21 protein-coding genes are annotated in these 25,732 nt (G+C 64.7%); 9 read left to right on the top strand and 12 right to left on the bottom strand.

Annotated features, from left to right (window positions below; translation table 11 throughout):
• Window positions 1-170: 170 nt before the first annotated feature.
• On the bottom strand, window positions 171-968 hold the full coding sequence (locus ACIBJI_RS30975) for a DUF2470 domain-containing protein (protein WP_364348101.1): 798 nt from the start codon (window positions 966-968) through the stop codon (window positions 171-173).
• Window positions 969-1,150: 182 nt separating this feature from the next.
• Here ACIBJI_RS30975 and ACIBJI_RS30970 point away from each other — a divergent pair, with 182 nt between their 5' ends.
• The gene (locus ACIBJI_RS30970; protein WP_364348104.1) at window positions 1,151-2,245 is read left to right on the top strand and encodes a hypothetical protein; all 1,095 of its coding nucleotides are present in this window, start codon (window positions 1,151-1,153) and stop codon (window positions 2,243-2,245) included.
• A 15-nt stretch (window positions 2,246-2,260) separates the two neighbouring features.
• Here ACIBJI_RS30970 and ACIBJI_RS30965 read toward each other — a convergent pair whose 3' ends face one another.
• From ACIBJI_RS30965 to ACIBJI_RS30955, 3 genes are all read right to left on the bottom strand, one after another.
• Entirely contained in the window at window positions 2,261-3,511 is a 1,251-nt protein-coding gene (locus ACIBJI_RS30965) for an alpha/beta hydrolase (RefSeq protein ID WP_364348107.1), read from the bottom strand.
• A 48-nt stretch (window positions 3,512-3,559) separates the two neighbouring features.
• A complete protein-coding gene (locus ACIBJI_RS30960; protein ID WP_397086926.1) occupies window positions 3,560-4,564 on the bottom strand; it encodes an SMP-30/gluconolactonase/LRE family protein in 1,005 nt (334 codons plus the stop codon).
• Window positions 4,565-4,873: 309 nt separating this feature from the next.
• A complete protein-coding gene (locus tag ACIBJI_RS30955; RefSeq protein WP_396955570.1) occupies window positions 4,874-5,812 on the bottom strand; it encodes an RNA polymerase sigma-70 factor in 939 nt (312 codons plus the stop codon).
• Between the two features lie 169 nt (window positions 5,813-5,981).
• Between ACIBJI_RS30955 and ACIBJI_RS30950 the strand changes: the two genes are divergently transcribed.
• A complete protein-coding gene (locus ACIBJI_RS30950) occupies window positions 5,982-6,467 on the top strand; it encodes a carboxymuconolactone decarboxylase family protein (RefSeq protein ID WP_364348113.1) in 486 nt (161 codons plus the stop codon).
• Window positions 6,468-6,758: 291 nt separating this feature from the next.
• On the opposite strand, the gene ACIBJI_RS30945 is transcribed toward ACIBJI_RS30950, so the two are convergent.
• From ACIBJI_RS30945 to ACIBJI_RS30925, 5 genes are all read right to left on the bottom strand, one after another.
• On the bottom strand, window positions 6,759-7,475 hold the full coding sequence (locus ACIBJI_RS30945) for a metal-dependent hydrolase (protein ID WP_364348116.1): 717 nt from the start codon (window positions 7,473-7,475) through the stop codon (window positions 6,759-6,761).
• A gap of 44 nt (window positions 7,476-7,519) precedes the next feature.
• On the bottom strand, window positions 7,520-7,843 hold the full coding sequence (locus tag ACIBJI_RS30940; RefSeq protein WP_397086924.1) for a DUF4913 domain-containing protein: 324 nt from the start codon (window positions 7,841-7,843) through the stop codon (window positions 7,520-7,522).
• Window positions 7,844-7,965: 122 nt separating this feature from the next.
• A complete protein-coding gene (locus tag ACIBJI_RS30935) occupies window positions 7,966-10,224 on the bottom strand; it encodes a serine/threonine-protein kinase (protein WP_397086922.1) in 2,259 nt (752 codons plus the stop codon).
• Between the two features lie 202 nt (window positions 10,225-10,426).
• Window positions 10,427-12,658: a catalase/peroxidase HPI gene (gene katG / locus ACIBJI_RS30930; RefSeq protein WP_397086920.1), complete on the bottom strand. Its 2,232-nt coding sequence runs from the start codon at window positions 12,656-12,658 to the stop codon at window positions 10,427-10,429.
• Window positions 12,659-12,697: 39 nt separating this feature from the next.
• Window positions 12,698-13,114: a Fur family transcriptional regulator gene (locus ACIBJI_RS30925; RefSeq protein ID WP_364348469.1), complete on the bottom strand. Its 417-nt coding sequence runs from the start codon at window positions 13,112-13,114 to the stop codon at window positions 12,698-12,700.
• A 640-nt stretch (window positions 13,115-13,754) separates the two neighbouring features.
• Between ACIBJI_RS30925 and ACIBJI_RS30920 the strand changes: the two genes are divergently transcribed.
• The 3 genes from ACIBJI_RS30920 (at window position 13,755) to ACIBJI_RS30910 (ending at window position 17,900) form a co-directional block, all read left to right on the top strand.
• Entirely contained in the window at window positions 13,755-14,387 is a 633-nt protein-coding gene (locus tag ACIBJI_RS30920) for a hypothetical protein (protein ID WP_364348128.1), read from the top strand.
• A 339-nt stretch (window positions 14,388-14,726) separates the two neighbouring features.
• Window positions 14,727-16,202: a flavin-containing monooxygenase gene (locus ACIBJI_RS30915; RefSeq protein WP_397086918.1), complete on the top strand. Its 1,476-nt coding sequence runs from the start codon at window positions 14,727-14,729 to the stop codon at window positions 16,200-16,202.
• A 3-nt stretch (window positions 16,203-16,205) separates the two neighbouring features.
• A complete protein-coding gene (locus ACIBJI_RS30910) occupies window positions 16,206-17,900 on the top strand; it encodes an FAD-dependent oxidoreductase (protein ID WP_397086916.1) in 1,695 nt (564 codons plus the stop codon).
• Between the two features lie 216 nt (window positions 17,901-18,116).
• Here ACIBJI_RS30910 and ACIBJI_RS30905 read toward each other — a convergent pair whose 3' ends face one another.
• Both ACIBJI_RS30905 and ACIBJI_RS30900 read right to left on the bottom strand, forming a co-directional pair.
• Entirely contained in the window at window positions 18,117-18,848 is a 732-nt protein-coding gene (locus tag ACIBJI_RS30905; RefSeq protein ID WP_397086914.1) for a cache domain-containing protein, read from the bottom strand.
• Window positions 18,845-19,597: a FadR/GntR family transcriptional regulator gene (locus ACIBJI_RS30900; protein ID WP_396955577.1), complete on the bottom strand. Its 753-nt coding sequence runs from the start codon at window positions 19,595-19,597 to the stop codon at window positions 18,845-18,847. Before ACIBJI_RS30900 ends, ACIBJI_RS30905 begins: the two co-directional genes overlap by 4 nt.
• A gap of 567 nt (window positions 19,598-20,164) precedes the next feature.
• Here ACIBJI_RS30900 and ACIBJI_RS30895 point away from each other — a divergent pair.
• The 4 genes from ACIBJI_RS30895 to ACIBJI_RS30880 all read left to right on the top strand — a co-directional run bounded on the left by ACIBJI_RS30895 (window position 20,165) and on the right by ACIBJI_RS30880 (window position 25,218).
• A complete protein-coding gene (locus ACIBJI_RS30895) occupies window positions 20,165-20,434 on the top strand; it encodes a hypothetical protein (RefSeq protein ID WP_364348142.1) in 270 nt (89 codons plus the stop codon).
• A 302-nt stretch (window positions 20,435-20,736) separates the two neighbouring features.
• Complete coding sequence (locus ACIBJI_RS30890; RefSeq protein WP_364348145.1) at window positions 20,737-22,683, top strand: glycoside hydrolase family 15 protein; 1,947 nt, start codon at window positions 20,737-20,739, stop codon at window positions 22,681-22,683.
• Between the two features lie 54 nt (window positions 22,684-22,737).
• A complete protein-coding gene (locus ACIBJI_RS30885) occupies window positions 22,738-22,977 on the top strand; it encodes a hypothetical protein (protein ID WP_364348148.1) in 240 nt (79 codons plus the stop codon).
• Between the two features lie 36 nt (window positions 22,978-23,013).
• The gene (locus tag ACIBJI_RS30880) at window positions 23,014-25,218 is read left to right on the top strand and encodes a molybdopterin oxidoreductase family protein (RefSeq protein ID WP_397086912.1); all 2,205 of its coding nucleotides are present in this window, start codon (window positions 23,014-23,016) and stop codon (window positions 25,216-25,218) included.
• A gap of 105 nt (window positions 25,219-25,323) precedes the next feature.
• On the opposite strand, the gene ACIBJI_RS30875 is transcribed toward ACIBJI_RS30880, so the two are convergent.
• Complete coding sequence (locus ACIBJI_RS30875) at window positions 25,324-25,710, bottom strand: hypothetical protein (RefSeq protein ID WP_364348154.1); 387 nt, start codon at window positions 25,708-25,710, stop codon at window positions 25,324-25,326.
• Window positions 25,711-25,732: the final 22 nt, after the last annotated feature.

Below are 25,732 nucleotides of genomic sequence, written 5' to 3'. Positions count from 1 at the left end.
CGGTGTCCGCGAGATCCGCCGGCGAGACGGCCCTGCGCGCCGTCGTCTGCGGTATGCACCGTCGGCGAGGCGACGACTCGGAACGCGTCCGACTCGTCGCCGTGCCGGGTGGCACCGATATTGAGTATACTGTTATTCGGTCGGCTGGCGACCGCGGCCGGAATGCGCCATCAGCCCTCGCGCGAACGCCGCGTCAATTCAACTGTCGCCGCGCGCAATTCGCCTGCCGAATCAATCGGCGTCGCGTAGCCGACCCGTGTCCGTGCCACGCCGCGGGATGTCACCACTCGCAGATCCAGCCCGTACCGGTCGGCGCGTTCGCAACTCGCCTCGGTCGCGTCCGGATATCCGCCCAATACCTGTGCCATCGACAACAGCGCGTCCGCGTGATCGTCATTCAGGTGCGTGATCGCGCGCCCAGCCACCGGAACGACCGGATCCGGCGCGGCCGCCAGATACTGCTCTGCCGTCGCCGAATCCATCCGCCCGTACCCACCGACCCATCGAACGCGCCGCACCCGCAACACCCACAGCGAGAAATCGCTGTAATCCACGTAGTACTTCGCCGCTGGCACCGCCGCCAGATGCGCCTCGCGCGCCGCCGCAGCCTCATCGCCGACCGGACGCTCCACCACACCGGCCAGCGTGATCCGAGTACCGGCCAGCGGATCGGCGGGCACCTCGGGCGACACCACCGACAGGCTGGCCCGCGGATCCGCCGCGAGATTGCGCCCGTGCTCGGCCATCCGCGATACGCACAGCACCGGCTGGCCCTCCAGTAGCCCATAGGTGACGAACGACGCCCACGGACCGCCGTCCTCGCTCAAACTCGCCAGCGTCGCGATATTCGTCGCCGCCGCAACGGTTCTGGCCTCCTCGGCCGCCGAGGGGCGAGCCGGATTCGCCACCGGCGAGGTCGGCTGTGGAATCGAAGGCGCGTCGCCCGGATCACCGTGATCGAGAGTCATGCCGTCCATCCTCGCAGGTATCCACTGCTATCCAGTGCGGTATCCCGCCCGGGACGCGGTAGCGCAGCAGAACCACCGAGGGGCGTGGAGCAGCTGACATCGGACATTCGAAACGCCGACGACCGCGTCTCGAACCGATCGATCGCGCGCGCAACGGCCGCGGATCGGCAAGACTGGCGTGCGTGACCAGATACGCATTCGACGCCGACCGCAACGCCCTCGTCGCCATCTGGGCGACCGGACGCGGCGATCTCGCCACCACCGTGGCCGAGCTGCCACCGATAAACCATGACCAGGCAACGAGTTTGGCGTCGAATCTGACCACCCTGTCCCGGTTCCAGTGGCGCACCTACACGCATCCGGCAAGCGCCGCAGGCGATCCCGACGTCCCCAATAGCGAGGCCTGGCGCCGCGCGGAGGAGCGCCGCAACTTCAAGGAGGTCGAAGCCGGAATCCGGAACCCGAACCTGCCGACCGACCACGGCCTCGTCGTTTCCTACAGCGGCGTAGTCGAATCCGCGCACCGCGTCGGACGCACCCTGCACGCCATCGACGACTCTGCCCTGCGCGACACCATCGCGGCCGAGGTCCGCACCGAACAGGCCGCCATCGAATCAGCCGAACTCGGCGATCTGTCCGGCCGTGCACGCCAAGCGGTCGAACTCTCACGCCCGGATGTCTCACCGGCTCAGGTGCAGGCCGCCGACGACCTGCTACGCGCCGACCCCCTCGGCACCGTGGAACTGTTCACCGAACTCGACCCGGCTTCCGCCTCCGTCGCGGCCGCGCACTGGCTCTATGCCGCCGCCGAGGTCGCGGGCGAACTCGCGGGCGTGCCAACCGCCGATGTGGTCGTCGAAGCCGATGACATCGAGGCACTGCAGGTCGAAACGCCGACCCTGGTGCTGGAGCGGCTGACCGGCGGCGAGACCCCGACCGAGATCGTCGTCGACCTCATCGCCGAGGCCACGGCGATCTCCGAAGGGCACGTGCCCGCACCATGGGCAGTCGTGGGGCGCGTCGCCGAAATCGAAGAGCAGGCCCGCAAATTCGATCTCGACAGCGCCTCCCGCGCCGCCCTTCTCGACGAATTCCGGATCAGCCACCTCGACCCCACCCGCCCGGCTCTGGACCTGCTGGAAGATCTCCTCGACGGCATCCGCGGCTGCCTGCTGCTGTACTCGGCCCACACCGCGGGCGCCGACGCGGAAGTCGAAGCCAAGTTCGCCGCCGACGTCAGAGGGGAAGCCGACGCCCACTCCGACCAACTGTTCTGACTCGGGCACCGCTGATCAACCACACCGCACCGACTTCCGACTCACATCGGCGGCGAGCCAGCCCAGCAGCGCCTCGTAAACGGCGTCGTGGTTGAGCAGGGTGAAATGGTTGGCTCCGGGGATATGCAGGCCATTGTCGTCGTCGAAACCGATGCGGCGAGCCCGATTTCGGCCGGAGCCACTGGCGGGCAGGACCAGGCCGTCACCGATGATGCGACCGAGCGGATGGCGCGGGCTGCGCGTGACCGATGCGGTAACGAAGTAATGATCAGCGCAGTCGAGCAGCGGCACCTCGCGAATGACTCTGCGGCGCAAAGCATCCGCGTCCAGACCGTACCAATCCTCATCGACGAGCGAACCCTGGTGCAGGTCACGAATGCCCGCACTGCGGCGGCGTAGCAGCCGACCGAAGGGCCGGGTCTCGGGAATTTTCACCAATGCGGCGGAGGCGTAATGGACGAGCTGCTCCAACGGCGCGCCCAAATGTGGTGATCCGAGACAGACGATATGCCGCACCCGACGCACCCACGGCAGGTCGGTTTGATCGGCGTCATAGCACGCACCACGCGCGATCAGGCCGCCCATGGAATGGCCGACAAGGGCGATCTGTTCGACCTCCACCGGCCAGTTCTCGACCAACCGCTGCAGCATCCCGTTCAGCAGACGGGCGTTCTCCGAGATGTGCAGTCCGCTGTTGTATCGAACCATCAGCGTCGTGCAGTCGAGGTCGGCTTCGAGCCGCTCGGCGTAGCTGGGCCGCCCGCCAAGGCGCCAAGCGTGTTCGGTCTCCACCAGGCCGTGCAGGAAAACCACGATGCGCGAGCGCGGATTCGACACCACATCGCCGGCCCAGCCCGGCGCGACGGGCTCGCCTTTGATCCGAAATGTCATCGGCCCGGCGAGAATCGGCCGCTCATCCTCGAGCGTGTCTCCGATCAACCCCTGCAACGCGGCGAGGAATCCGGAGCCGCGCACCGTGCGTGAGGGCACCGCAGCGCCGGGTATATCCACGGCGCGCTCGGCAAGCGCTCCGGCAACCACCGCAGTACCGCCGACCAGGCGATACACCCCATCGGTAATCGCATCGTGCACTACCTTGACCGGCTGCGCGGCCGGTCCGACACCCAGTCGCACCGCCGCGAACACCCGGTCCGACACGGCTCGGTGAACCGCGGCGATCCCCTCGATCGCACCACCCAGCTCATCGCCCGCCAACCGGGCGAGCGCCTGAATCTCGGCCTGTCGTTGCCGCTCGGGCTCACTCATTCATTGAGTGTACAACTGTGCACTGAGATTTTCGCGTCGGAGCACGGCCTAGGACGGTATGTGGCTGACTCCGACCGCGGTTTCAGTGAGACTGCCGAGGTAGAGGGTGCCGTTGTGCTCGACAACGCCGGTAACCATCGCGAAGTCGGTGCCCTCGGTCTGCAGGTCGTGCACGACCTTGCCGTCGAAGTCGACAGCCATCACCCAGACGGTGCGCGGTGGTTCGGGCTGCACCCATCGCGGCAGTGCCCAGACGACCCGGCGCAGAACGCCGGGCAGGGGAAGTAGGCGATCCAGCAATGGATTTCGCGGTGACGGCAGGGTCATCCACACCAGAGCGTCGCTGCCGAGGGCCATATTGTCCGGGAAGCCGGGGAGGTTCTCGATCAGGCGGTCGTAGGTGCCAGCCTTCGGTCCGGTCAGCCAGTATCGGGTCACGCGGTAGGCGCCCGTTTCCGCGACGAGCACGCAGGAGCCGTCGGGGGAGAGGACCACGCCATTGGCGAATTGCAGTCCGTCGATGAGGGTTTCGAGTTTGCCGGATGGATCGAGGCGGAACAGGCGGCCGGTGCCGGAATGCTCCAGCAGATCGCCCATCCACTCATCCAGCGGATAGCGGCGCGACGACGAGGAGAAGTAGATCGTGCCGTCCTCGGCGCGAACCACATTGCTGGCGAAGGGGAGTGGTTCGCCCTCGACCTCGGCCACGAGCACCTCGATCTCGCCCGCGCTGTCCAGCCGCAGCAGGCCGCGATCGAAATCGCAGATCAGCAGCGACCCATCGGTGGCGGCATGCATACCGAGCGGGCGGCCACCAGTGTTCGCCAGCAGGCTCACCGCACCGTCCGCGGGATCGATGCTGTAGATGGAACCGTCATCGACTCCCGCAATGATCCGACCCTCGGCGGTGCGAACCACATCTTCGGGTGCCGCGCCGGGCAGTTCGAATCGCGCGACCGGGGCAAGTGGTGGGGCGCTACGCGTTTCGCGAGCCCGGGGTGGGGCAGGCGGCGGTGTCCAGCGTTGCGGCTGCATTATCGATCCGGCGGCCATGGCCTCAGCCTATCCCGGTGGCGACAATCATCTGTTCAAGAACCGACCGCACACCGCGGCATGGTCATACATAGATATGCGCATCTAAATATGTGTTCCTCCCAATGGAGCAAAAAACGAATCCGTTCGGCTTCGCCGAACGCAACAAGCAAGGGAGGGAGGGGATGGGCTCCGATCACTTTGAACAATGAAGAGGGCGGGTCGGAAACCAGAGGGCAATACCCCCGATATCGCGTGGTGGCGCGCGGAATGGGGGAGAGGGGAGGGCGGGCCACCGTGGTTCGGGAGTTCGGTGCTCCCTGAGGGATGTCAGCGGTGCAGGGCGGTCTCGTGCTGCAAACGCGACAGCTTCTCCGGATTGCGCACAGCGTAGATCCCGGTAATGAGGCCGTCGTCGATGCGCGCGGCCACGACGGCGTCGATATCGCCGTCGTGGCGCAGGATCAGCGCCGGGTAGCCGTTGACGAGGGCGGGTTGCGCGGACCTCGCGGTGAGGTTTCCGAGCGCGGCAGCGAGGAAGCCGGCCACCGCGTCGGCGCCGACGACCGGCACCAGCGCGGCCTGTGCGAGTCCGCCGCCGTCGCCGAGGAAGACGACATCCGGTGCGAGAATGTCGAGCAGGCTCTGCAGTTCGCCGGTTTCGACGGCCCGCTGGAATGCCGCGAGCGCGTCTCGCGTCTCGTCCACGGAAACCACCCCGCGTGGCCGGCGCGCGGCGACGTGTGAACGTGCCCGGTATGCGAGCTGGCGAACCGCGGCCGGGCTCTTGTCGACCGCTTCGGCGATCTCGTCATACTCCAGATCGAATACCTCGCGCAGTACGAATACCGCTCGCTCGATGGGCGTGAGGGTTTCCAATACCAAAAGCATCGCCATCGAGACGCTGTCGGCCAACTCGATGTCCTCGGCGACGTCGGGCGCGGTCAGTAGAGGTTCGGGAAGCCAGGGCCCGACGTAGGTCTCCTTGCGGCGCCCGAGCGCACGCAGCCGGTCGAGCGACTGGCGGGTGGCGATTCGGACCAGGTACGCCCGGTGATCCTGCACTGTGTCGAGATCGACGCCTGCCCAGCGCAGCCAGGTCTCCTGTAGGACGTCTTCGGCGTCTGCAGCCGAGCCGAGCATTTCGTACGCGACGGTGAAGAGCAGGTTGCGGTGCGCGATGAACGCTTCCGTCGCGGAGTTCGGATGGTCCTCGCGGCTGCTGCGCGCGCCGCGGCCGGTGGGCGTGGACTGCGACATGCCGGGCATGGGCGGCTCCTGTTCACTCTCGACTTTGTCACCCATCAGACGTCGGGTCCTGTTGTTTTGTAACAGCGAGACGACGGTGGTGTGCGTCACATCCAAGGGCTGTTACGCGGATCGGGGCGGGGCCGTCTCATGGTCGTTCGATTCAGCACAACCAGTAAGGACCGAAGTCATGGAACCCCGTTTCAACCTGAACGGCAACGAGCTCGGCGCCAAGATCGGCAAGCGGTTCGCCAGCACCAGCCTGGCGATCATGGAGTCGTCGCTACCGAAGTCCACAGTGGAGCTGGTGGAGTTGCGCGCCAGCCAGATCAACGGCTGCGGTTATTGCGTCGACGCCCACGCCAAAGAGCTGGCGGCGGCCGGCGAACCAGCGGTTCGGATCAATCTGGTCGCTGCCTGGCGTGAGTCCACCGTGTTCAGCGAGGCCGAGCGGGCCGCGCTGGCATTCGCGGAGGAGGGCTCGCGTCTCGCCGACGCGAATCTCGGTGTGTCCGACGAGACCTGGGCTCAGGTGCGCGAGCACTACGACGACAACCAGATCGCCGCGCTCGTCTACTTGGTCGCGATGATCAATGCCGCCAACCGGCTCCTGGTGATTACGCAGACCAAGGGTGGCTCCTACGTGCCCGGCACGTTCGAGAGCGTGGCGAGCTGATCCATCCGTGGATCCCGGCCCAAGATCATTCGGGCCGGGATCCACGGATGGGGGAGCACTGCGTCCGGCGATCGCCGGACGACGTCGCAGGGATCTCGAGGCGGTTCGCGGGGAACGTGTTCGGAGCTTCTATGGGCCCCGCGCTCCTAGAATACATTGCCATATTTAGATATGCGAATTAACCTATATAATTCTCAAACTCTAACTCACCAAATCCCGGGCGCCTCAAAAACAGCACAGAACAGGGAAGCCCCCGCTGCTGCGCCCAGTGACGGCCGCAGCAGCGGGGGACTAGGGATTGACGGAGAAGACGTGCCAGAGCACGGCAAGTGTGGCAAGCGTGAAAAACGGTGACAGGATCCAGATCTCGACTTTGTTCCCGGTCCGTTCGATCACCGGCACGCAGGTACGCAACGGGAACGGCCAGAACAGTCGGCACCCCTTATCGGTGAGGCAATCACCGGCTAGATGGGCCAGCGCCCCGAGCCCGACGGAAAACGGCAACCATGCCGGTTTGTCGGTGATCCAGTGATCCATCACGAACGTGCCTGCCGCGGCGAGGATTACGATCGTGCCCCACGCCTGGATGCCCTCCCCGGGCGGGCACAGATGCAGTGCCCGCACGGCCAGTGCGAGCAGGAAGAACACCAATCCGAGTGTGAAATACCTTCCGAGCCAATGCTCACCGGCCCAGGTCCCATAGGCGACAGCGATCACGAAGGCGAACGAGTGGGTGGCGTGCCGATGTCCGCCGGAGATCCAGGAAATCAAGCGGCACAGGTGATAGGAGAGCGGACCGAGCACATGCGCGATGGTGCCGTTCGGATGGTCCGCATCGGGCAGCAGCGCGGCCCCTGCTGTCAGAAAGGTTCCGAGCAATACCTCGACGGCACCGAGGTGCGCGTCGCCAGTGGGCAATACCGGATAGACCAACGCCGAAATGGGCAGCGTGGCCGCTGCCACCGACCAGGCGAAAGCGCCACTGGTCGCATGTGAATGTCCTAGCACCGCATGAAGATTAGTTGACCACAACCTGTTTCAAACAAACGCGGCTAGCCGGCGGTTGAAAACGTCTCGGGGGGAGGGGAGTTCACCGAGAGCGGCCAGATACGGTCGGTGTGGCCATTGTGCATGGAACAGCCCGCGAACGGTCCCTTGAGGTCGAACAGCATGTCCATATGGCTGTCGGCATGGTCGAGAAACCATAGTGACAGCCCCAATTCGCCGTTGAGCCGATAGAGTTCCCAGGATTGCCAGAGCGCCTCGAGCCGTGCCACGGCCTCGGTGTGCCGCCACCATTCCGGGCACCAGGCCACGCCGTTGTCGGCCACTTTGCGCCGATAGACCTCGGCCAGATAGTTCTCGACGAACTCCATAACCGATCCGTAGACCTGTGTCCGCTGTTCTTTCATGGCGCCCCCGAGGCCAGTGGCATTCCGAACAGCTTCGAGAGTAGTCACGAAATCTGCTGAGGTCCTTTGGGAAACCTTTGAAAAAGCTAACCCGTGCGCCGCGAACGCGGATCCACGATGCGTTGGAGGGCGTGCAGATCCGATTCCAATGCGTAGAACACCCGCAGCGCGCCGACGAATGCGAAGAGACTGACCACGCACAGGATCACGATGGGACCGATCACCATCTGCTGCTGCGCAGCGTCGAGATAGACCAGACCACCTGCCACCCCGATCAGGGGAACCGAGGCGGCGATGCCGAGGTAGATCCGGATGCGCCGAGCGAGCCGCCGCAATCGGAAGGCGTCATCGGGGGAGGTCTGCCCGGTACCGAGCAAACCCGGGTAATACCAGCGCAGTACGAAGAAGGTGACCGGGAAATACGAGTACACCACCGCGACCGCGGCCGCGACCAGATGAGATGCGATGAGGTTGAAGGTGAACCCGCTGGACAGGTTCGCGGTGTAATGCAACTGTGTCAGGAAGATCACCAGGGATAACGCCCACCCGGCGAATCCGACCACCGCGATGCGGTCGCCGCACGCGAGCGTATCGGCGCGCGCCCGAGCGAGGGTCTGCTCGTCGAAGTACTTACCGCGCCGCAGTCCGTCGGGAACCAGGAACACGAGACGGCACCAATACAGCAGGGCCAGAATGCCGAGCGGGTAGCCGACCGCGCCGAGCAGCGTTGCGAGGCGTTGGAGTTGGGCGCTCGCCTCGCTGGTGAGCCGCGCGTCGAGCAGTCGCGTGTTGTGCGCGGAAAGATAGAGCGCGCCGAGGAATTGCCCGAGCATGCTGGACAGCGTCACCACCGGCATCGGCCGCATCCGCAGTTTGGCGCGGATACTGCGCGCCGGCGGGTCGACGAGATCGCGGGCGGTGCGGTCCAGGGTGAGATCGAGTTGACTGGCGAGTTCGGCGCCGGTGGCGAAGCGGTCGGCGGGATCGGGGGACAGGCAGGCGAGCAGGGCATGCTGCAGTACCGGTGGGCAGTCCGGCGGGATATCGGCGGCGAAGCGGTCTGGGACCGGCTGGCGGCGCAGTTCGATCATCCGTTCCAGTGAGGTATCGGATTCGCCCGCACTGCGTTCGTCGTCGAAGGGGAGTCGGCCGGTGAGCAGTTCCCACAGCACGACCGCCAGTGCGTAGAGGTCGCTGCGGGTGTCGAGGTCAGCGGCGGTGGTGGCCATGGTCGGGTGGCAGGCTTCGAGCTGTTCGGGTGACATGTAGGCCAGTGAGCCGCCGAAGTAAGCGGCGGGGCTGGCACCTGGAATGTGGCGGCTGAAGCTGATATTGAAGTCGGCGAGCTTGGGTTGTCCGTCGACGGTGAGCAGTACGTTCGCGGGTTTGATATCGCGGTGCAGCACGCCTGCGTGGTTGGCGTAGTCCAAGGCGGAGGCGAGTCGACTGCCGAGCCACGCAACGGTTTCCGGCCAGCTCAGCCGCGCGACCTCGGTACGGGTGGGGGATGGTTGTGGTTCCAGCACGCCGCCGCTGGCGGCCGCCTCGTCGACGGCGTCGAGGAGTAGTCGACCGGTCTTGCCCGCTACCCCGGTTCGGCGCAGCAGCCGCAGCACGCCGAGCAGGGTGCCACCCGGAACATACTGCATGTACATCAATTTCAGGTGCCGGTCGGCGATCTGGCGTTGATCGAAGACCCGCACGATGTTCTCGTGGTCGAGCTGGGCCAGCGTCTGTCCCTCGCTGCCGCGATCATGGGAGATCTTGACCGCGACGAGTCGCCGCATCGAGCGCTGCCGCGCCAGGAAGACTCGGCCGAACGCGCCCTGGCCGAGCAGGATCAACATATCGAAATCGTCAACGGTCGCACCGGGTTTGATGGAGTCGAGCGTCGCGAGTGCGGCAGGGTCGGTCAGGACGGTGCTGCGGAAGTGATCGCCATCGAGGCGGTCGGCGATCCGCGCCATCTGTTGCGAATACCGCTGTTCGTATTCGGTGAGATCCAGATCCTTATCGAACTGGCGGCGCGCAGTGATCTCCTCGTAGATCAGATCCGGTGGCAGTGGGGCGGTGTCGAGTTCGGGAAATTCGGCCAGGTATTCGTCGAGGCGCTTTTCGGCCTTCTTGCGGATCGACCGGTGATGCAGATCCACCTTGATCAACTCGATGAGTGCCGACCGCCGCAGTGCGGTCTCGGTGGGCAGATGCGGGGTCAGCTCGGGTGGTTCGCCCGCGGCCTCCCACTCACCCGCGAAATCGGCGACCGCCCTGGCCAATACGGCCTGAGCAGCCATCGCGCGGTCCCCACCGTGCTCCGGTGGTACCGCGCCGAGCTGGGTATTCATCGTCGGCTCACTCGATCAGGTTGGTGTCCGGGACAGAACCGAGAATATTCGATTATCGTCGTCCGTCGCTGATCTTCGCCACCAGTGGGCGCCGGACGCAACGGAACTGACGTACGCATGAAGACGCCCCCGCGAACCACGGGGGTTCGCGGGGGCGCCGCGTGCGGAGGACCGGCCGGGTCGGTCGGTCATTCCTCCTTCATCACACCAGGTCGAACCGGTCCAGGTTCGACACCTTGACCCACGCGGCGATGAAGTCGTTGACGAACTTCTCCTTCGCGTCGTCGGTCGCGTAGACCTCCGCGAGGGCGCGCAGCTGCGAGTTCGACCCGAAGACCAGGTCGACGCGGCTGCCGGTCCACTTGACCGTGCCGGTGGCGCGATCCTTGCCCTCGTAGGTTCCGTCATCGGCGGCCGACGGCTCCCACTTCGTGCCCATATCGAGCAGGTTCACGAAGAAGTCGTTGCTCAACGATCCCGGGTTGGCGGTGAATACGCCGAGCGGAGACTGCTTGTGGTTCGCCCCGAGGACGCGCAGACCACCGACGAGGACGGTCAACTCGGGAGCACTGAGGGTCAGCAGGTTCGCGCGGTCGATCAGCAGGTACTCGGCGGGCAGCCGGTTACCCTTGCCGAGGTAGTTGCGGAAGCCGTCCGCGCTGGGCTCGAGCGCGGAGAAGGACTCCACATCGGTCTGCTCCTGGGTGGCGTCCGTGCGACCCGGGGTGAACGGCACCTCGACGTCGTAACCGGCGTTCTTGGCGGCCTGCTCGACGGCCGCGGCGCCGCCGAGTACGACGAGGTCGGCGAAGGACACCCGGGTGTTCCCGGTCTGGGCGGAGTTGAAGGACTCCTGGATGCCGTCCAGGACGCGTACCACCTGGGCGAGTTCGTCGGGCTCGTTGACCTCCCACCCGGCCTGCGGCTGCAGGCGGATGCGGCCGCCGTTGGCGCCGCCGCGCTTGTCACTGCCACGGAACGACGCCGCGGCCGCCCACGTGGTCGAAACGAGCTGTGCGACAGTCAGACCCGAGGCCAGGATCTGGCTCTTGAGTGCGGCGATATCGGCGGCCCCGATGAGGTCGTAGTCGGCGGCCGGGACGGGGTCCTGCCACAGCAGCGTCTCCGCCGGCACCTCCGGCCCGAGGTAACGGACCTTCGGCCCCATATCGCGGTGGGTCAGCTTGTACCAGGCCTTGGCGAACTCCTGGGTGAGCTCCTCGGGGTGCTCGAGCCAGCGACGGGTGATCTGCTCATAGATCGGGTCGATCCGCAGCGAGAGGTCCGTCGTGAGCATGACCGGGGCGTGGGACTTCGACGGGTCGTGGGCATCGACCACGGTGCCCGCGCCCGCGCCGTCCTTGGGGATCCACTGGTTGGCGCCGGCGGGGCTCTTGGTCAGCTCCCACTCGTACCCGTAGAGGGTCTCGAGGAAGCTGTTGTCCCACTTGGTCGGAGTCGGCGTCCAGGTGCCCTCCAGGCCGGAGGTGATCGCGTCCTTGCCGACGCCGGTGCCGAAGGCGCTCTTCCAACCCAGGCCCTGCTCCTCGAGCGGGGCGGCCTCGGGCTCGGGACCGACGAGTTCGGCATCGCCGGCGCCGTGGGTCTTGCCGAAGGTGTGGCCGCCGACGATCAGCGCCGCCGTCTCGATATCGTTCATGGCCATGCGGTGGAACGTCTCACGGATGTCGATGGCCGCTGCGAGCGGATCCGGATTGCCGTTCGGGCCTTCCGGATTCACGTAGATCAGACCCATTTGGACTGCGGCCAGCGGGTTTTCCAGATCGCGGGTGCCGGTGTAGCGCTCGTCGCCGAGCCAGGTCTGCTCCGGACCCCAGTACACGTCCTCCTCGGGCTCCCACTGGTCGACGCGGCCGCCACCGAAACCGAAGGTGGGGAAGCCCATGTCTTCCAGCGCGACATTGCCGGCGTAGACGAGGAGGTCGGCCCAGGAGAGTTTCTTGCCGTACTTCTTCTTGACCGGCCACAGCAGGCGTCGGGCCTTGTCGAGGCTGGCGTTGTCGGGCCAGCTGTTGAGCGGGGCGAAGCGCTGCATACCGGCGCCGGCTCCGCCGCGGCCGTCGCTGATCCGGTAGGTGCCCGCGGCGTGCCAGGCCATCCGGATGAAGAAGGGGCCGTAGTGGCCGAAGTCGGCGGGCCACCACTCTTGCGAGGTGGTCATGACCTCGACGATGTCCTGTTTGACGGCAGCCAGATCGAGGGTTTTGAATTCCGCGGCGTAGTCGAAGTCGGCGTCCATCGGGTTGGCTACGGCGGGGTTCTTCTGCAGGATCTTGAGATTGAGCTGGTTCGGCCACCAGTCACGGTTGCTTCCGCCCTCGGCGGGGGATTTGAGGCGACCGGAAATAACGGGGCAACCACCGGTGGCGGGTTCCGTATTGGCCTCTCCGATGGGCGGATGTTCCTCAGGCACGGCATTTCCTTTCGGGGGGTTCAGTGAATCGGGCTGTGATCACGGGTGTGATCCGGACATTTGCGCTGCCGAGCAATCGGAGCACAGGCCCCAATAGATGACCTCGGCTTCATCGAGTACGAATCCGTTGTCGTGCGATGCGGTCAGACAGGGGGCCTCGCCGACGGCGCAGTCGACATCGGCGATGACGCCGCATGAGCGGCACACGACATGGTGATGGTTATCGCCGACGCGCGTTTCGTAGCGCGCGACGGATCCCATCGGCTGGATGCGCCGCAGCAAACCGGCGGCCGTCAGTGCGCGCAACACGTCGTATACCGCCTGGTGGGATACCGCACCCAGCGTCTGGCGCACATGACCGAGGATCGAGTCCGTATCGGAGTGAGGATGCTCGTGCACGGCAGTCAGCACGGCAACCCGCGGCGCGGTCACGCGCAGCGACACCCCGCGCAACATGCGCTCGAATTCCGAATTGCTGGACACATTCAAGAGTATGACTCATTCAAGTCTCCAGGGGGAGGGTTTTGCGAAACTCGAGACGATCCCACAAACCGCCGCTCTCTGGGGACGATCGCGTCCGATGAACCCCACAGTCCGCTACCGGTACGAGCTCATGGTTATTGGGAGGGGAGCGTCGGATGAACTGTCAGCGGCCATCGCCATCAGGTCTACTTAACATAATGTCGATTATCGGCGTTACAACGGAGGCGCTGGAAGTGGGCGGCTTTGGTTGTATGACGTTGGTAGGTACGGACTTTCGCTCCGCTGCTCAGTAGCTGGCTGGCTTACCGGCGTTCTGTGCGCGGAAATCGCATGCTGCGGATGCGTGGTGTCCCCTTGCCGCACAGATCGGCTGATGTAAATATTTCGGCAGATGCTGGATTTCGGCGGAGAAATATCGGAGCGGCTCGACAACGGCGATCTGGCTGTTTTGGAGGCGGATCCCCTGCTGGGGCCGCCAAACTCCATATAACGTCACAGTGACGATTTAAGGGATGGAGGCGAGGTTCCCTGGCTTGGATTGGGTTCGGATTATAAGGCCAGTGGTTAGCGATTGGCTCTGTTTTGGGAGTCCAGTTATCGGCAGGCTGAGGTGATGTTGGTTCGGCGGCTGGTCGCGCTCTATGTCGGGTTGTGGTTGTACGGGTTTTCGATGGCGGTGATGATTCGGGCCGGGCTCGGGTTGGATCCGTGGGATGTGTTTCATCAAGGGGTTGCCGCGCATGTATCGATCAGTTTCGGGGCGGTGACGGCTTTGACGGGTGTCGTGGTGTTATTGGCGTGGATTCCGTTGCGGCAGTTGCCAGGGCTCGGCACGGTGAGCAATGTCGTGGTGATCGGTGTATCGGTAGATGTCGGGTTGTGGCTGTTGCCGGACTGGGATGTGCTGGCGGTGCGAGTCGGCGCGATGGGTGCCGCGGTGGTTTTGAATGCGCTTGCCACGGTGCTGTATATCGGCGCGGGTATGGGCCCAGGGCCACGGGATGGACTGATGACTGGACTGGTCCGCCGGACCGGGTGGTCGGTGCGATTGGTGCGGACCGGGATCGAAGTGACAGTACTGACGACCGGCTGGCTACTCGGGGGCAGCGTCGGCGTGGGCACTGTGGTGTACGCGTTCGGCATCGGTCCGCTGATTCAGGTGATGATTCCGCTCGCTGACCGGTATCTGCCCGGATTCCATGCGGATCGCAAGGCTGAGCCCGATGTCGTCCCGGTGGCGCCTTGACTGTGGCCGGTCGCGAACTGGCGAGGCCTGCCGAAGTTCGATACCCGGGGAGCGTCCGAATTATCCTGGGCTGCAGCAAGTTTCCGTTGAAACCCCTCCCCTTCGCCCGTTCTTTGTGCTACCCTGCGCCAAATCGTCACTGTGACAGTTGGTTGGATGTATATCCGCATGTACCGCGCACGACCTTGTCGTAGCCGCACAGTGATGCGGAGAGTGTGCGAACTCGATATGGCTGTTCGGTTACTACGGATGTAGTCGGCAGCTCGATGGCCGAAAATGTTGATTTCCTGGCCGCGGCGCTCTCTCGACAACTGTGTCACCGTTCATACAGTTGTCGACATGACTAGCACTCCATCCGTGCTCATCGTCGGCGCCGGATTCGGCGGCCTCGCGGCCGCGCTGGAGCTCGTGCGCCGCGGCTACGAGGCGTTCACCATTATCGATAAGGCCGACGGGCTCGGCGGGGTCTGGCGGGACAATACCTATCCGGGCGCCGCCTGTGACGCGCCGTCGGATCTGTACTCTTTCTCCTTCGCTCCCAATGCGCACTGGCCGAAGCGCTTCGCCGAGCAGCCCGACATTCTCGCGTACATGCATGATGTCGCGCGCCGCTACGACCTCGAGAAGCACATGCGTTTCGGTGTCGAGGTCGACTCGGCGGACTTCGATGCCGACCGTGGCGTCTGGCAGGTGCGCACGACCGCCGGTGAGCTGCTCGAGGCGGATGTCTTCGTGCCCGCGGTGGGTCAGCTGTCGCGTCCGGTGTGGCCGAATATTTCGGGCATGGATTCGTTCACCGGGGACGCGTTTCATTCGGCGCGATGGGATCACGAGGTCGACCTGACCGGTAGGCGGGTCGCGATCATCGGCACCGGGGCGAGCGCGATTCAGATCATTCCGGCGATTCAGCCGAAGGTCGGGCAGTTGACGGTCTTCCAGCGGTCGGCGCCGTGGATCATTCCGAAGATCGAAAGCTATTACGCGCCACCGAAACTCAATGTGCTGGACAAGCTGTCGATCGTGGCGAAGTTCCCGCTGATCCAGCGTGCGGAGCGGTTCGGCTGGTATTCGTTCTACGAGTTGGTGACCTCGGGACTGGAAGGCAATGGCCGCATCGCCGATCTGATCTCCGGATGGGCGGACCGGCATCGGGCCTCCCAGATCTCCGATCCCGAACTGCTGGCGAAGATGACGCCGGATTACGAGGCGGGCTGTAAGCGCGGGCTGATGGCGAGCAACTACTACCCGGCGGTGTCACAGCCGAATGTGCACGTGGAGACCTCGCACATCGCTGGGATCACGCCGTCCGGTGTGCGCACCGAGGACGGCACGCTGCACGAGGTCGATGTGATCGTCTACTGCACCGGATTCAAGGCCACGGAGTTCTTGGCGCCCATGACGATTCGCGGGATCGGCGGCAAGGAGCTGCGTGAGGTGTGGTCGGGCGGTGCGCGGGCCTATAAGGGCCTCACCGTGCCGTATTTCCCGAATATGTTCATCATGTACGGGCCGAATACCAACCTCGGCGCGGGGTCGATCATCTACATGCACGAGCGGCAGGCGCGTTATCTGCGTCAAGCGGTCGAGCATCTGCGCGGGGCTGGTGGCTATCTCTCGGTGAGGCCGGAGGTGGAGGCGCGGTTCGACGAGGAGATCCAGGGGCGGCTCGAACATACGGTGTGGACCAAGTGCACCAGCTGGTACCGGGAGGCCAGTGGTCGGGTGACGACGAACTGGCCGGGGCGGATGAGCGAATACGACAAGCGGACGCATTTCGATGTCCGCGACTACGAGCTGGTTCGGACCGGAAGGTAACCCATGACGCACTATGACGTGCTGGTGATCGGTTCCGGTTTCGGTGGCAGTGTGAGCGCACTGCGGTTGACCGAGAAGGGCTACCGGGTCGGTGTCCTGGAGACCGGGCGGCGCTTCGCCGATCACGAATTCGCCGAGAACTCCTGGCATCTGCGCGAGTACCTGTGGGCGCCGAAATTGGGATGCTTCGGTATTCAGCGGATGACGCTGCTGAACGACACTTTCATCATGAGTGGTTCCGGTGTCGGTGGTGGTTCGCTGGTGTATGCGAACACGTTGTACGAGGCGCCGGACACCTTCTACGGCGATAAGCAGTGGGCGCATATCACCGATTGGAAGTCCGAGCTGGCGCCGCACTACGACCAGGCCACGCGGATGCTGGGGGTGACGACCAATCCGGCGACCACGCCGTCGGATCGGGTGCTGCGGGAGGTCGCCGAGGATATGGGTATCGGCGATACCTACCGTCGAACGCCGGTCGGAGTGTTGTTCGCGGATAAGGAGACTCGGCCGGGAGCTGCGGTCGCGGATCCGTTCTTCGGTGGTGTCGGGCCGCAGCGGCGCTCGTGTACGCATTGTGGTGAGTGCATGACCGGGTGTCGGCACGGCGCGAAGAACACCCTGGTGAAGAACTATCTATATCTGGCGGAGCAGGCGGGTGCGGCCGTGCATCCGTTGACGACCGCGGTGTCGGTGCGGCCGCTGTCCGGCGGCGGGTACGCGGTCGATACCGTGCGCACCGGGCGGTGGGTTCGCAAGGCGAAGCAGACCTTCACCGCCGATCAGGTGGTGTTCTCCGCGGCCGCGCTCGGCACCCAACAGTTGCTGCACAATCTGCGGGATCGCGGTGTGCTGCCGAATATTTCGCCGCGCCTGGGCCATCTGGCGCGCACGAATTCCGAGGCGGTGTTGGCGGCGCGAACCCGCGATAAGGATTCGGATTTCACCAAGGGTGTCGCCATCACCTCGTCGATCCATCCGAACTCCCACACCCATGTGGAGCCCGTGCGTTACGGCAAGGGCAGCAATTTCATGGGCCTGTTGACGACGGTGCTGGTCGACGGGCAGGAGGGGAAGCGGCGTTGGGTGCTCGGTCTGCGGGAGATGGTGCGGTATCGGCGGGATCTGCTGCGCATGCACAATCCGGCGCACTGGTCCGAGCGGATGATCGGGCTGCTGGTCATGCAGAACGTCGACAATTCGATCATCACCTATAACAAGCGTGGTTTGTTCGGTAAGCGGATGACCACCAAACCCGGTGCGGGACAAGCGCCGCCGACGTGGATTCCGGAGGGCAACGAGGTCACGCGACGGGTCGCCGAGAAGATCAACGGCATTCCGCAGGGTTCCTGGACGGAAATGGCGAATATCCCGATCACGGGGCATTTCATCGGTGGCTGCGCGATCGGCGACTCCCCCGATACGGGGGTGGTCGACCCGTATCAGCGGCTCTATGGCTACGAGGGTTTGCATATCGTGGACGGTTCGACCATCTCGGCGAATCTCGGGGTCAATCCGTCGCTGACCATTACCGCCCAGGCCGAGCGTGCGATGTCGTTGTGGCCGAACAAGGGTGAACAGGATCAGCGTCCGCCGTTGGGGGCGCCGTATCGGCGGATCGATGCGATCGCGCCGAAGAATCCGGTGGTGCCGGACTCGGCGCCGGGAGCGCTTCGGTTGCCGATTACCCCGGTCTGATGCCCTCGGTTTCGCGTTGGCTCATGAACCCGAACAGGATAAGCCCGCGTTGCGAGGCATGATGAGGTTGCCGTTGCACAGGTCGGTGTGCAGGAGGGTGCGGTCTGGCTGTTGGCTACCCGACCCGGCCTTCCCTGCAAACGATCTCCGCGCCGTTGATGAGACGCGGTATTCCACCCTGTCTGGTCGACAGTGCGGTCCCCGGTCCGGAAAGGCTCAGTGGGATGTCGTGGATCCCAGCGGATACAACGACCAAGGCATCGCCTCGACCGGAACTGTCGCAGCAGATCTGTCCATCCGGCTCGTCTTGGAACCGGTCGTGAATTCTGGATCGGTCCCCATAATGACGCGGCCTTCGCTATTGACCAGCACTACCCGCTGACCGAATGCCTGGAATCGCGGGAGCAAGGCCTCCTCGATCGCGGCGACCGGCACGTCGGCACCGGCGATTCCGAGGAAAGTTCCCGATGTGCTCGTGACCGGTATCGAGAATGTGCACACGTACTCATCGGTACACGCGTAGTCGAGGTGCGGCCCCTGTACCCATCGCCGACCCTGCTCGCGCGGCACCGTGAACCAGTCCATCTTGGTGTAGTCGTAGAAGTATTCACTATCGGGATTCAATTCCAGCAGCAGGCGTTGCGCGTCCGGAAGCCACCAGTCCAGGTGCCGGGGGCGATCGGTGAGGACACCGTCGGCCATCACTACACCTGCTCCGGCGAACAGCTTTCCGTGCCGCTCGAGTTCGCCGATAATGGTCTCGCGCAACGGCGCCAGATCGGTCGACCGGGGAGCGGATCGCGGCATCTCGGTGAGACCATCCCACAGGGTTGTCAGCGCGGTCCCGATGGCTGTCAGCGACAGGTATATCTCGTCGGCCAGTTTTGCGACGGAATCAGCGAGCGACTCGATGGTCGCAGGGGCCGGAAAGCTATCGGTATCCCTCATCTATCACTGAGCTCCAAGCGTAAGGCGACGAGGCGGCGGATGCGTGATTCGGTATGCGATTCTGCCAGTTCTCGCGCCCGGGCATCGTCTTCTCGTTCGATCGCGTCCACCAGGTGACGATGGGCGGTCGCCTCGGCCGCCGGTTCCAGTTTCAGCCGCGGCAGCCAGAGCAGGGCGGAGAGCTCGGCCTGTAGACCGACCTCGGCGCGGGTCAGCCGGGTGGACTGCGCGCACACCGCCATCTCGATATGAAAGCGGCTATCGGCCCGGCGTGCCGAGACGAGATCGGTGCTGTCCAACAGCCGGTCGGCCAAGGCGCGGAGCCGGACTATATCGGCCTGCAACCCGCGGCGCGCGGCGAACACAGCGACTGCTCCGGTGACGGCGAAGTGCTCGTCTCCCAGATCGCGCAGTTCCTGGATGCTCATCTGTTGCAACCGCGCCAGCGAGGTGTTCTCGAAGACCTCCGCCGAGGCGCTGATGAAGCTGCCACCCCCGCGGCCGCGCTTGGTGTGGACGATGCCCTGCTGCCGAAGAACGACGAGTGCCTCCCGCAGCGTCATTGTCGATACACCCAACTGGTTGGCGAGATCGGTCTCACTCGGCAACTGCTGGCCGTCGACCATCACACCGAGGCTGATCGCGGCAGACAGCCGCTGCACCACGGCCTCGGTTTTCGGACCGCCGCCCTCGAGCGGTGACAGCACGGCGCCGAGCGCGGTCAATCCGACCCTCTTCTGCTGGGGCAACACGACTCCTCGGGGTGGCAGGACGTAACAGGATTCTAGCTAACTAACACTTGAACTATGAACTATGAAGTTAGAGGTAACTTGGTTCTATTCCACACCCCGGTTCCCCTGGCTCACTCGTCGCACCCGTTTGACCGGATCGCGCGACTCTCGGATCGGGGCCGCCCATCGGAGCGTGGGCGTGTTTTTCGCGGCCCGCATGGCTGCTGTAGGTCCGCTTCGGCAATCCATCCGACCAGTCGCCGCTGTCTCTGGTCGAACTGTCAGTGCCGCGGTACGAGCTGTTGGCGGCGAGGGCTCAACTGATACCTTTACCGACGAAACTCTTGAACTATGAAATCTAATGTCTTATGTTCAAGGAGTGAACACCCCGACACCTTGACGCGTCGGCGTCACGATCGAAGCGGGAATACCTCATGTCCGAGAATCCGACTCTGCCTATGGAGCACCTCCGGTGGTGCGGCCGTTCTGAGTTGTCGGCCGAGACGGCAGCGCATAGCCAACAGCGGGCGGTTGACAATGGTCGCCAAATGCGCGATGTACGCGGGCGATGTCAGGGGATCGAAGATGGATAACGATCTTCACCGAACCGAAGTCGACGGATTCTGTGTGACGTGGCGCTTGGTTCAGCATCATCTGATCGCGATTGTCGCCGTGGACAACGCATCCGACGCCTCGCGGGTAGCGTCCTTCAGCCACAGCAACTACCCGGATCTCGTGCATGCGCGAGAACTCTTTCCGGAACTGGCGCGGCTGTGGGATGCGGTCCGCCACGAATTCTGGACGAAACTTATTCCGCCGCTGCCTCTGGCGGCCCGAAAGCGGGTATTGGCGTAACGGCGCCGAGGGCCGACCGCTCCTGTACATGCTCCCCCCGGACACACCGGTCGGGGAGCTCACCGTCGGCACCGGAAAAGAGTTGCCCGACGCATGCGATCGGCAGGGCTGCGGGGTGTCCCGACGCCGTCGCGGCAAATTCCGGGCTTGCCGATACGACCGACGAGGTGGTGGGCTATTTGGAAACGCCCTAACGCTCACGTTCCCGATCCCGCTCGCAGTCCGGTCGAGAAGAAAGGCGGTGCACCAGCAAGCGCATGGAGTAGCCGGCCACATTCAGCGCCGAGATGATGGAGCGACACATGGACGAGGACATCGAACGCACGCCGCAGCTCACAGCGTTCCCGCGCATCGACGATTACGGTTTCATCTCAGACTGCGAGGTCACCGCGCTCATCGCCCCTAGCGGAGCCGTCGAATGGATGTGTCTACCTCGCATGGACTCCCCCAGTGTCTTCGCGGCGGTACTGGATCGTTCCGCCGGTTCGTTTCGGTTCGCCCCCGCCGACTTCATGGTGCCCACCGATCGCCGCTACATCCCGGGCACGATGGTCATGGAGACGATTTGGCGCAGTGGTGAAGGGTGGGCGACCGTCCGCGATGTGCTGCTGGTCGGGCCCTGGCGACACCAGACACCGGGCCGCAGCGCCCATATTCGAACTCCCACCGACTACGACGCCGAGCACATTCTGCTGCGGACGGTGCACTGTGAGACCGGGCAAATCCACTTCGTGCTCGACTGCCAGCCGTCCTTCGACTACGGCAGACATCGCGCTCATTGGGAGTACCTCGATAGTTACCACATTGCGCAGGCCAGCGCGGACGGGATCGATCTGCAGTTGACGCTGAGCACCGACCTGCGTTTGGGACTGGAAGGTACGCACGCGCTGGCCCGCACTCTGCTGAAGGCGGGCGACACCCGGTTTTGCGCGCTCTCCTGGGGTAGTCGCGACGCGCCCCGCGCCGTCGAGGAGGCCGATGAACGGCTGCTGCGGACAATCCACCATTGGCGGCACTGGCTTGCCGGCGGGCGGTTTCCGGATCATCCGTGGGCTGCCCAGCTCACTCGCAGCGCGCTGACCCTCAAGGGGCTGACCTTCGCCCCCACCGGCGCTATCAGCGCCGCCGCCACCACATCGTTACCCGAAACCCCGGGCGGACAGCGCAATTGGGACTATCGCTACTCGTGGATACGCGACTCCGCTTTCGCGTTGTGGGGCCTGTACACACTGGGCTTCAGCTGGGAGGCGAACGACTTCTTCTCTTACATCATCAGCTTGACCGAAGACGTCCGGGATATGCAGATCGTCTACGGCATTGGTGGCGAAAGCGACCTCACCGAGCAGACCCTCACCCATCTGCGCGGCTACGAGAATGCCGGGCCGGTGCGCATCGGCAACGACGCGTACCGGCAACGCCAGCACGATGTGTGGGGCGCTGCGATGGACGCGGTCTATCTCTACGCACGTAATCAGGACCTGATCGACGCACGAGCTTGGCCGGTGCTGGGCCGGGCGGTCAAAAGCGCCCTCACCTACTGGCGCGAGCCCGACCACGGCATCTGGGAAGTTCGCGGGGCGCCTCGACATTTCACCTCCAGCAAGGTGATGTGTTGGGTTGCCGCCGATCGCGGCGCCCGGCTGGCCCGCATCCAACAGGACTTCGGACGCGCGCATCGCTGGCAACAGGCCGCGGACGAAATCCGCGCCGATATATGCGCTCATGCGGTCGATTCTCGGCAGGTATTCACCCAGTATTACGGCAGCACGGCGCTGGATGCGTCGACACTGCTCATCCCGCTGGTTCGGTTCCTGCCTGCCGATGACGAGCGGGTGCGCAACACGGTGTTGGCGATCGCCGACGAACTGACCGAAGACGGTCTCGTATTGCGGTACCGCGTCAGTGAAACCGACGACGGCTGCGCAGGGGAGGAAGGTGCTTTCACGATCTGCTCGTTCTGGCTGGTCTCGGCGCTGTCGGAGATCGGCGAGAAGACACGAGCCAAACAGTTGTGCGAGAAACTGCTCGCCTACGCCAGCCCCCTTGGCCTCTACGCCGAGGAGATCGATCCTCTTACGGGCCGCCACTGGGGCAACTTTCCCCAGGCGTTCACCCACCTGGCCCTGATCAACGCGGTAATGCACGTCATCCAGGACGAACAAGCCATATTGCGGCAGGCACTGGGCGGGGAATCGATCGCTCCACGACTGGACGATGCGTCATACACACTGGGATATATGCACCGATGACCAGTATGTCGCGGCAGGGGCATTGCCGGATTTCGCGCGAGGAGCGCACCCGAAATGCCGGCAGTCGCAACGTCGCTGGTCCAGAGCGAGGCGCAGATCTCGGTCCGCGGACCGATCGCGGCACGAAATCCGCTCGCGTATAACAACTTCCGAAGTTTCCGATCGCTACCGTTCGGCGTCGCGGCCCGGCGGGTCGTGATCGACGGTACGGCAACCGATCCCGCGCACGGGCGAATCCCGGGGCCGGGGCTGGATCGGAACGGTGTACCCGACACGGTGGCGCCGCTACGATGAGACGGTAACTCTCTCAATGGTGTGGAGGAACACGGGATGGGTGCTACCACCGTCGCTCGGCAATGCACGTTGTGTGAGGCGCACTGCGGGATTCTGGTGACCGTCGAGGATGATCAGGTCACGCGGATCGAGGGCAATCCCGACGATGTGCTCTCGCACGGATATATCTGCCCGAAGGCGACGGCGATGGGTGGGCTGCACCATGATCCGGATCGATTGCGCACGCCGGTGCGGCGGGTCGGTGACCGTTTCGAGCCGATCGGGTGGGATGAGGCGTTTCGGGAGATCGGGCTGCGGTTGCGGCAGGTGCGTCGCGAGCACGGGGCCAGCGCGATCGGAATGTACCTGGGGAATCCGGCCGCGCACAGTTCGTCGGTGATCTATGGCGCGCTGCTGCGTACGGTGCTGATGACGCGGAACTTCTTCTCGGCGTCCTCGATCGACCAGTTTCCGCAGGAGTTCGTGGCGTGGCGGATGTTCGGATCGAATGTGTTGATGCCCGTGGCCGATATCGATCGCACGGATCGGCTGGTGATCATGGGAGCCAATCCGGCGGTGTCGAACGGTTCGGTGACCACCATGCCCAATGCGAAGCAGCGCATTCGAGACGTGCGCAAGCGCGGCAAAGTGGTCGTGATCGATCCACGGCGCACCGAGACCGCGCGGCTGGCCGACGAACATGTAGCCATCGCACCCGGTGGTGATGTGTATCTGCTGTTGGCCATGTTGCAGGTGCTGGTCAGCGAAAACCTGTGTGATGAAAGCCGGATTCGCGCGCAGTGCACCGGCTGGGAGGAGTTGCGGGCACTGGTCGCCGAGGTCACACCGGAACTCGCCGAACCGCTCACGGGTGTCGATGCCGAGACGATTCGGCGGCTGGCGCGCGAACATGCGGCGGCGGATTCGGCATTGCTGTATGCCCGGATCGGGATATGCCACCAGGTGACCGGCACGCTGACGCATTGGCTGGTCAACACCATCAACGCGGTGACCGGGAATTTGGATCGGCCCGGCGGGCAGATGTTCGCGACGCCGCCGATCGATGCGCCGCGGTTCGGGAAATATCTGCCCGTGGGGCACGGGGCCTGGACCGACCGCTCCGGCACCTACAAATCATTCCGCTCGGAGCTGCCGGTCGCTGTGCTGGCCGATGAGATCCTCACCGAGGGCGCGGGGCAGATCCGCGCGATGATCACCTACGCCGGTAATCCGGTGTTGTCGACACCGCAGCGCGGGAAACTCGACCCCGCGCTGGACTCGTTGGATTTCTATGTGGCGGTGGATATGTACGTGACCGAGACGACTCGGCACGCGGATATCATCCTGCCGCCGATCTCCCCGCTCGAGCGCGAGGATGTGAATATTCTGTTCCCGGTATTCAGTGTGCGGAACAATCTGCGCTACGACGCCCGCGTTTTCGAACCTCCGGCCGACGGACTCGAGGATTGGCAGATCCTGGCGCGGTTGATCACCGAGGTGGTGCCGCTGCCCGCGCGCCGATTCACCACGCGGGCAGTCAATGCGCTGCTGGCGCAGTTCAGTCCGATGCGGTTGACGACCCTCGCAGTGGCAGCGGGTCCGTACGGGGTACTGCGGCGTGGCCGCGAGGGCTTGTCCGTGGCGAAGGTGCGCGCCGCGGCCGGAGGTATCGATCTCGGTCCGCTGCAGCCGCGATTGCGCGCATTGATCGGCACTAAGGATCGCAGAGTACACCTCGCGCCCGACGATTTCGTCACGGCCGCACAGGAATTACTCGACGACGCGCGCCACGGCAACGCGCTGACCGCTCCCACCGACGACTACGACCTCAAACTCATCGGCCGCCGCCACCTGCGCAGCAACAACTCCTGGCTGCACAATGTCGCGTCCATGGTCAAGGGCCGCGACCGCTGCACCGCGCTCATGCATCCCGCCGACGCCGCCGAACGCGCCCTCATCGACGCCACCCCCGTCACGGTCACCTCCCGCACCGGCTCGATCGTGGTCACCCTGGAGGTCAGCGACGACATCCGCCGCGGCACCATTGCCATCCCGCACGGCTGGGGGCACCGCGAACCGGGTGTCGGCTGGCAAGTCGCCGCCTCCCTGCCGGGGGCGAATGTCAACCTGCTGCACGATCCGTCGCTCACCGATACGTTCTCCGGGAACGCGGCGGTCAACAACACATGGGTGACGGTCGGTCCTGCGGTCACCGCGCCGACAGCATCGGATGCCGATCGCGAGGCTGCACCGACTCCGTAGAGTGCGCAGGTCACCTGGCGCGTTCACCACTGTGTGGCAGAGGTTGACTGTTGAGCCGGAGCGCGCGGCGGAGGTCGCACCTCGGCGGACGCCATCCAGACGAGATCAGGGCGTTTGGACGGTGACGCGGTAGCCGAGGCGGAGTTCTCTGGCGGGGTGGGCGGCCGCGGTGAGGTGGAGCCAGCGGTGCAGACCGGCGCGCGGGTCGGGGACGTAGGCGGCGTGGGTGTTGGTGATACCGAAGGGAAAGTTTCCGGATGCCGCGGTGGCAGTGGCGGTCATCAGATGCATCTCCGCCCATAGACAGGGTTCGGGTGCGTCCTCGGGCAGGGGGCGAGTGTTCGGGAGAAAGAAGCCGAACGGTTCGGCGGGGGCTGCGGAGGCGTGGATGAGCGTGCCGGTGACGAATAGTCGCACCGTTCCGGTATATACCACGCAGTCGGGTGTCAGGTGCAGGGGTTGGGCAGGTTGCAGCTCGAGCCGGAAAACCATGGGCCGACTGTACGGTGTCGCC

Source organism: Nocardia sp. NPDC050408 (assembly GCF_044458905.1).
GTDB lineage: Bacteria > Actinomycetota > Actinomycetes > Mycobacteriales > Mycobacteriaceae > Nocardia.
This window is presented reverse-complemented; position numbering and strand designations above follow the sequence as displayed.

Bases quoted from the DNA above. Each gene is read 5' to 3' on its own strand.
- ACIBJI_RS30875 (WP_364348154.1), bottom strand. From the start codon at position 25,710: ATGGTTTTCCGGCTCGAGCTGCAACCTGCCCAACCCCTGCACCTGACA.
- ACIBJI_RS30895 (WP_364348142.1), top strand. From the start codon at position 20,165: ATGGATAACGATCTTCACCGAACCGAAGTCGACGGATTCTGTGTGACG.
- ACIBJI_RS30975 (WP_364348101.1), bottom strand. From the start codon at position 968: ATGACTCTCGATCACGGTGATCCGGGCGACGCGCCTTCGATTCCACAG.
- ACIBJI_RS30955 (WP_396955570.1), bottom strand. From the start codon at position 5,812: ATGCCCGGCATGTCGCAGTCCACGCCCACCGGCCGCGGCGCGCGCAGC.
- ACIBJI_RS30940 (WP_397086924.1), bottom strand. From the start codon at position 7,843: ATGGAGTTCGTCGAGAACTATCTGGCCGAGGTCTATCGGCGCAAAGTG.
- ACIBJI_RS30920 (WP_364348128.1), top strand. From the start codon at position 13,755: ATGTTGGTTCGGCGGCTGGTCGCGCTCTATGTCGGGTTGTGGTTGTAC.
- ACIBJI_RS30935 (WP_397086922.1), bottom strand. From the start codon at position 10,224: ATGAATACCCAGCTCGGCGCGGTACCACCGGAGCACGGTGGGGACCGC.
- ACIBJI_RS30885 (WP_364348148.1), top strand. From the start codon at position 22,738: ATGCCGGCAGTCGCAACGTCGCTGGTCCAGAGCGAGGCGCAGATCTCG.
- ACIBJI_RS30960 (WP_397086926.1), bottom strand. From the start codon at position 4,564: ATGGCCGCCGGATCGATAATGCAGCCGCAACGCTGGACACCGCCGCCT.
- ACIBJI_RS30925 (WP_364348469.1), bottom strand. From the start codon at position 13,114: ATGTTGCGCGGGGTGTCGCTGCGCGTGACCGCGCCGCGGGTTGCCGTG.
- ACIBJI_RS30910 (WP_397086916.1), top strand. From the start codon at position 16,206: ATGACGCACTATGACGTGCTGGTGATCGGTTCCGGTTTCGGTGGCAGT.
- ACIBJI_RS30880 (WP_397086912.1), top strand. From the start codon at position 23,014: ATGGGTGCTACCACCGTCGCTCGGCAATGCACGTTGTGTGAGGCGCAC.
- ACIBJI_RS30965 (WP_364348107.1), bottom strand. From the start codon at position 3,511: ATGAGTGAGCCCGAGCGGCAACGACAGGCCGAGATTCAGGCGCTCGCC.
- ACIBJI_RS30915 (WP_397086918.1), top strand. From the start codon at position 14,727: ATGACTAGCACTCCATCCGTGCTCATCGTCGGCGCCGGATTCGGCGGC.
- ACIBJI_RS30905 (WP_397086914.1), bottom strand. From the start codon at position 18,848: ATGAGGGATACCGATAGCTTTCCGGCCCCTGCGACCATCGAGTCGCTC.
- ACIBJI_RS30890 (WP_364348145.1), top strand. From the start codon at position 20,737: ATGGACGAGGACATCGAACGCACGCCGCAGCTCACAGCGTTCCCGCGC.
- ACIBJI_RS30950 (WP_364348113.1), top strand. From the start codon at position 5,982: ATGGAACCCCGTTTCAACCTGAACGGCAACGAGCTCGGCGCCAAGATC.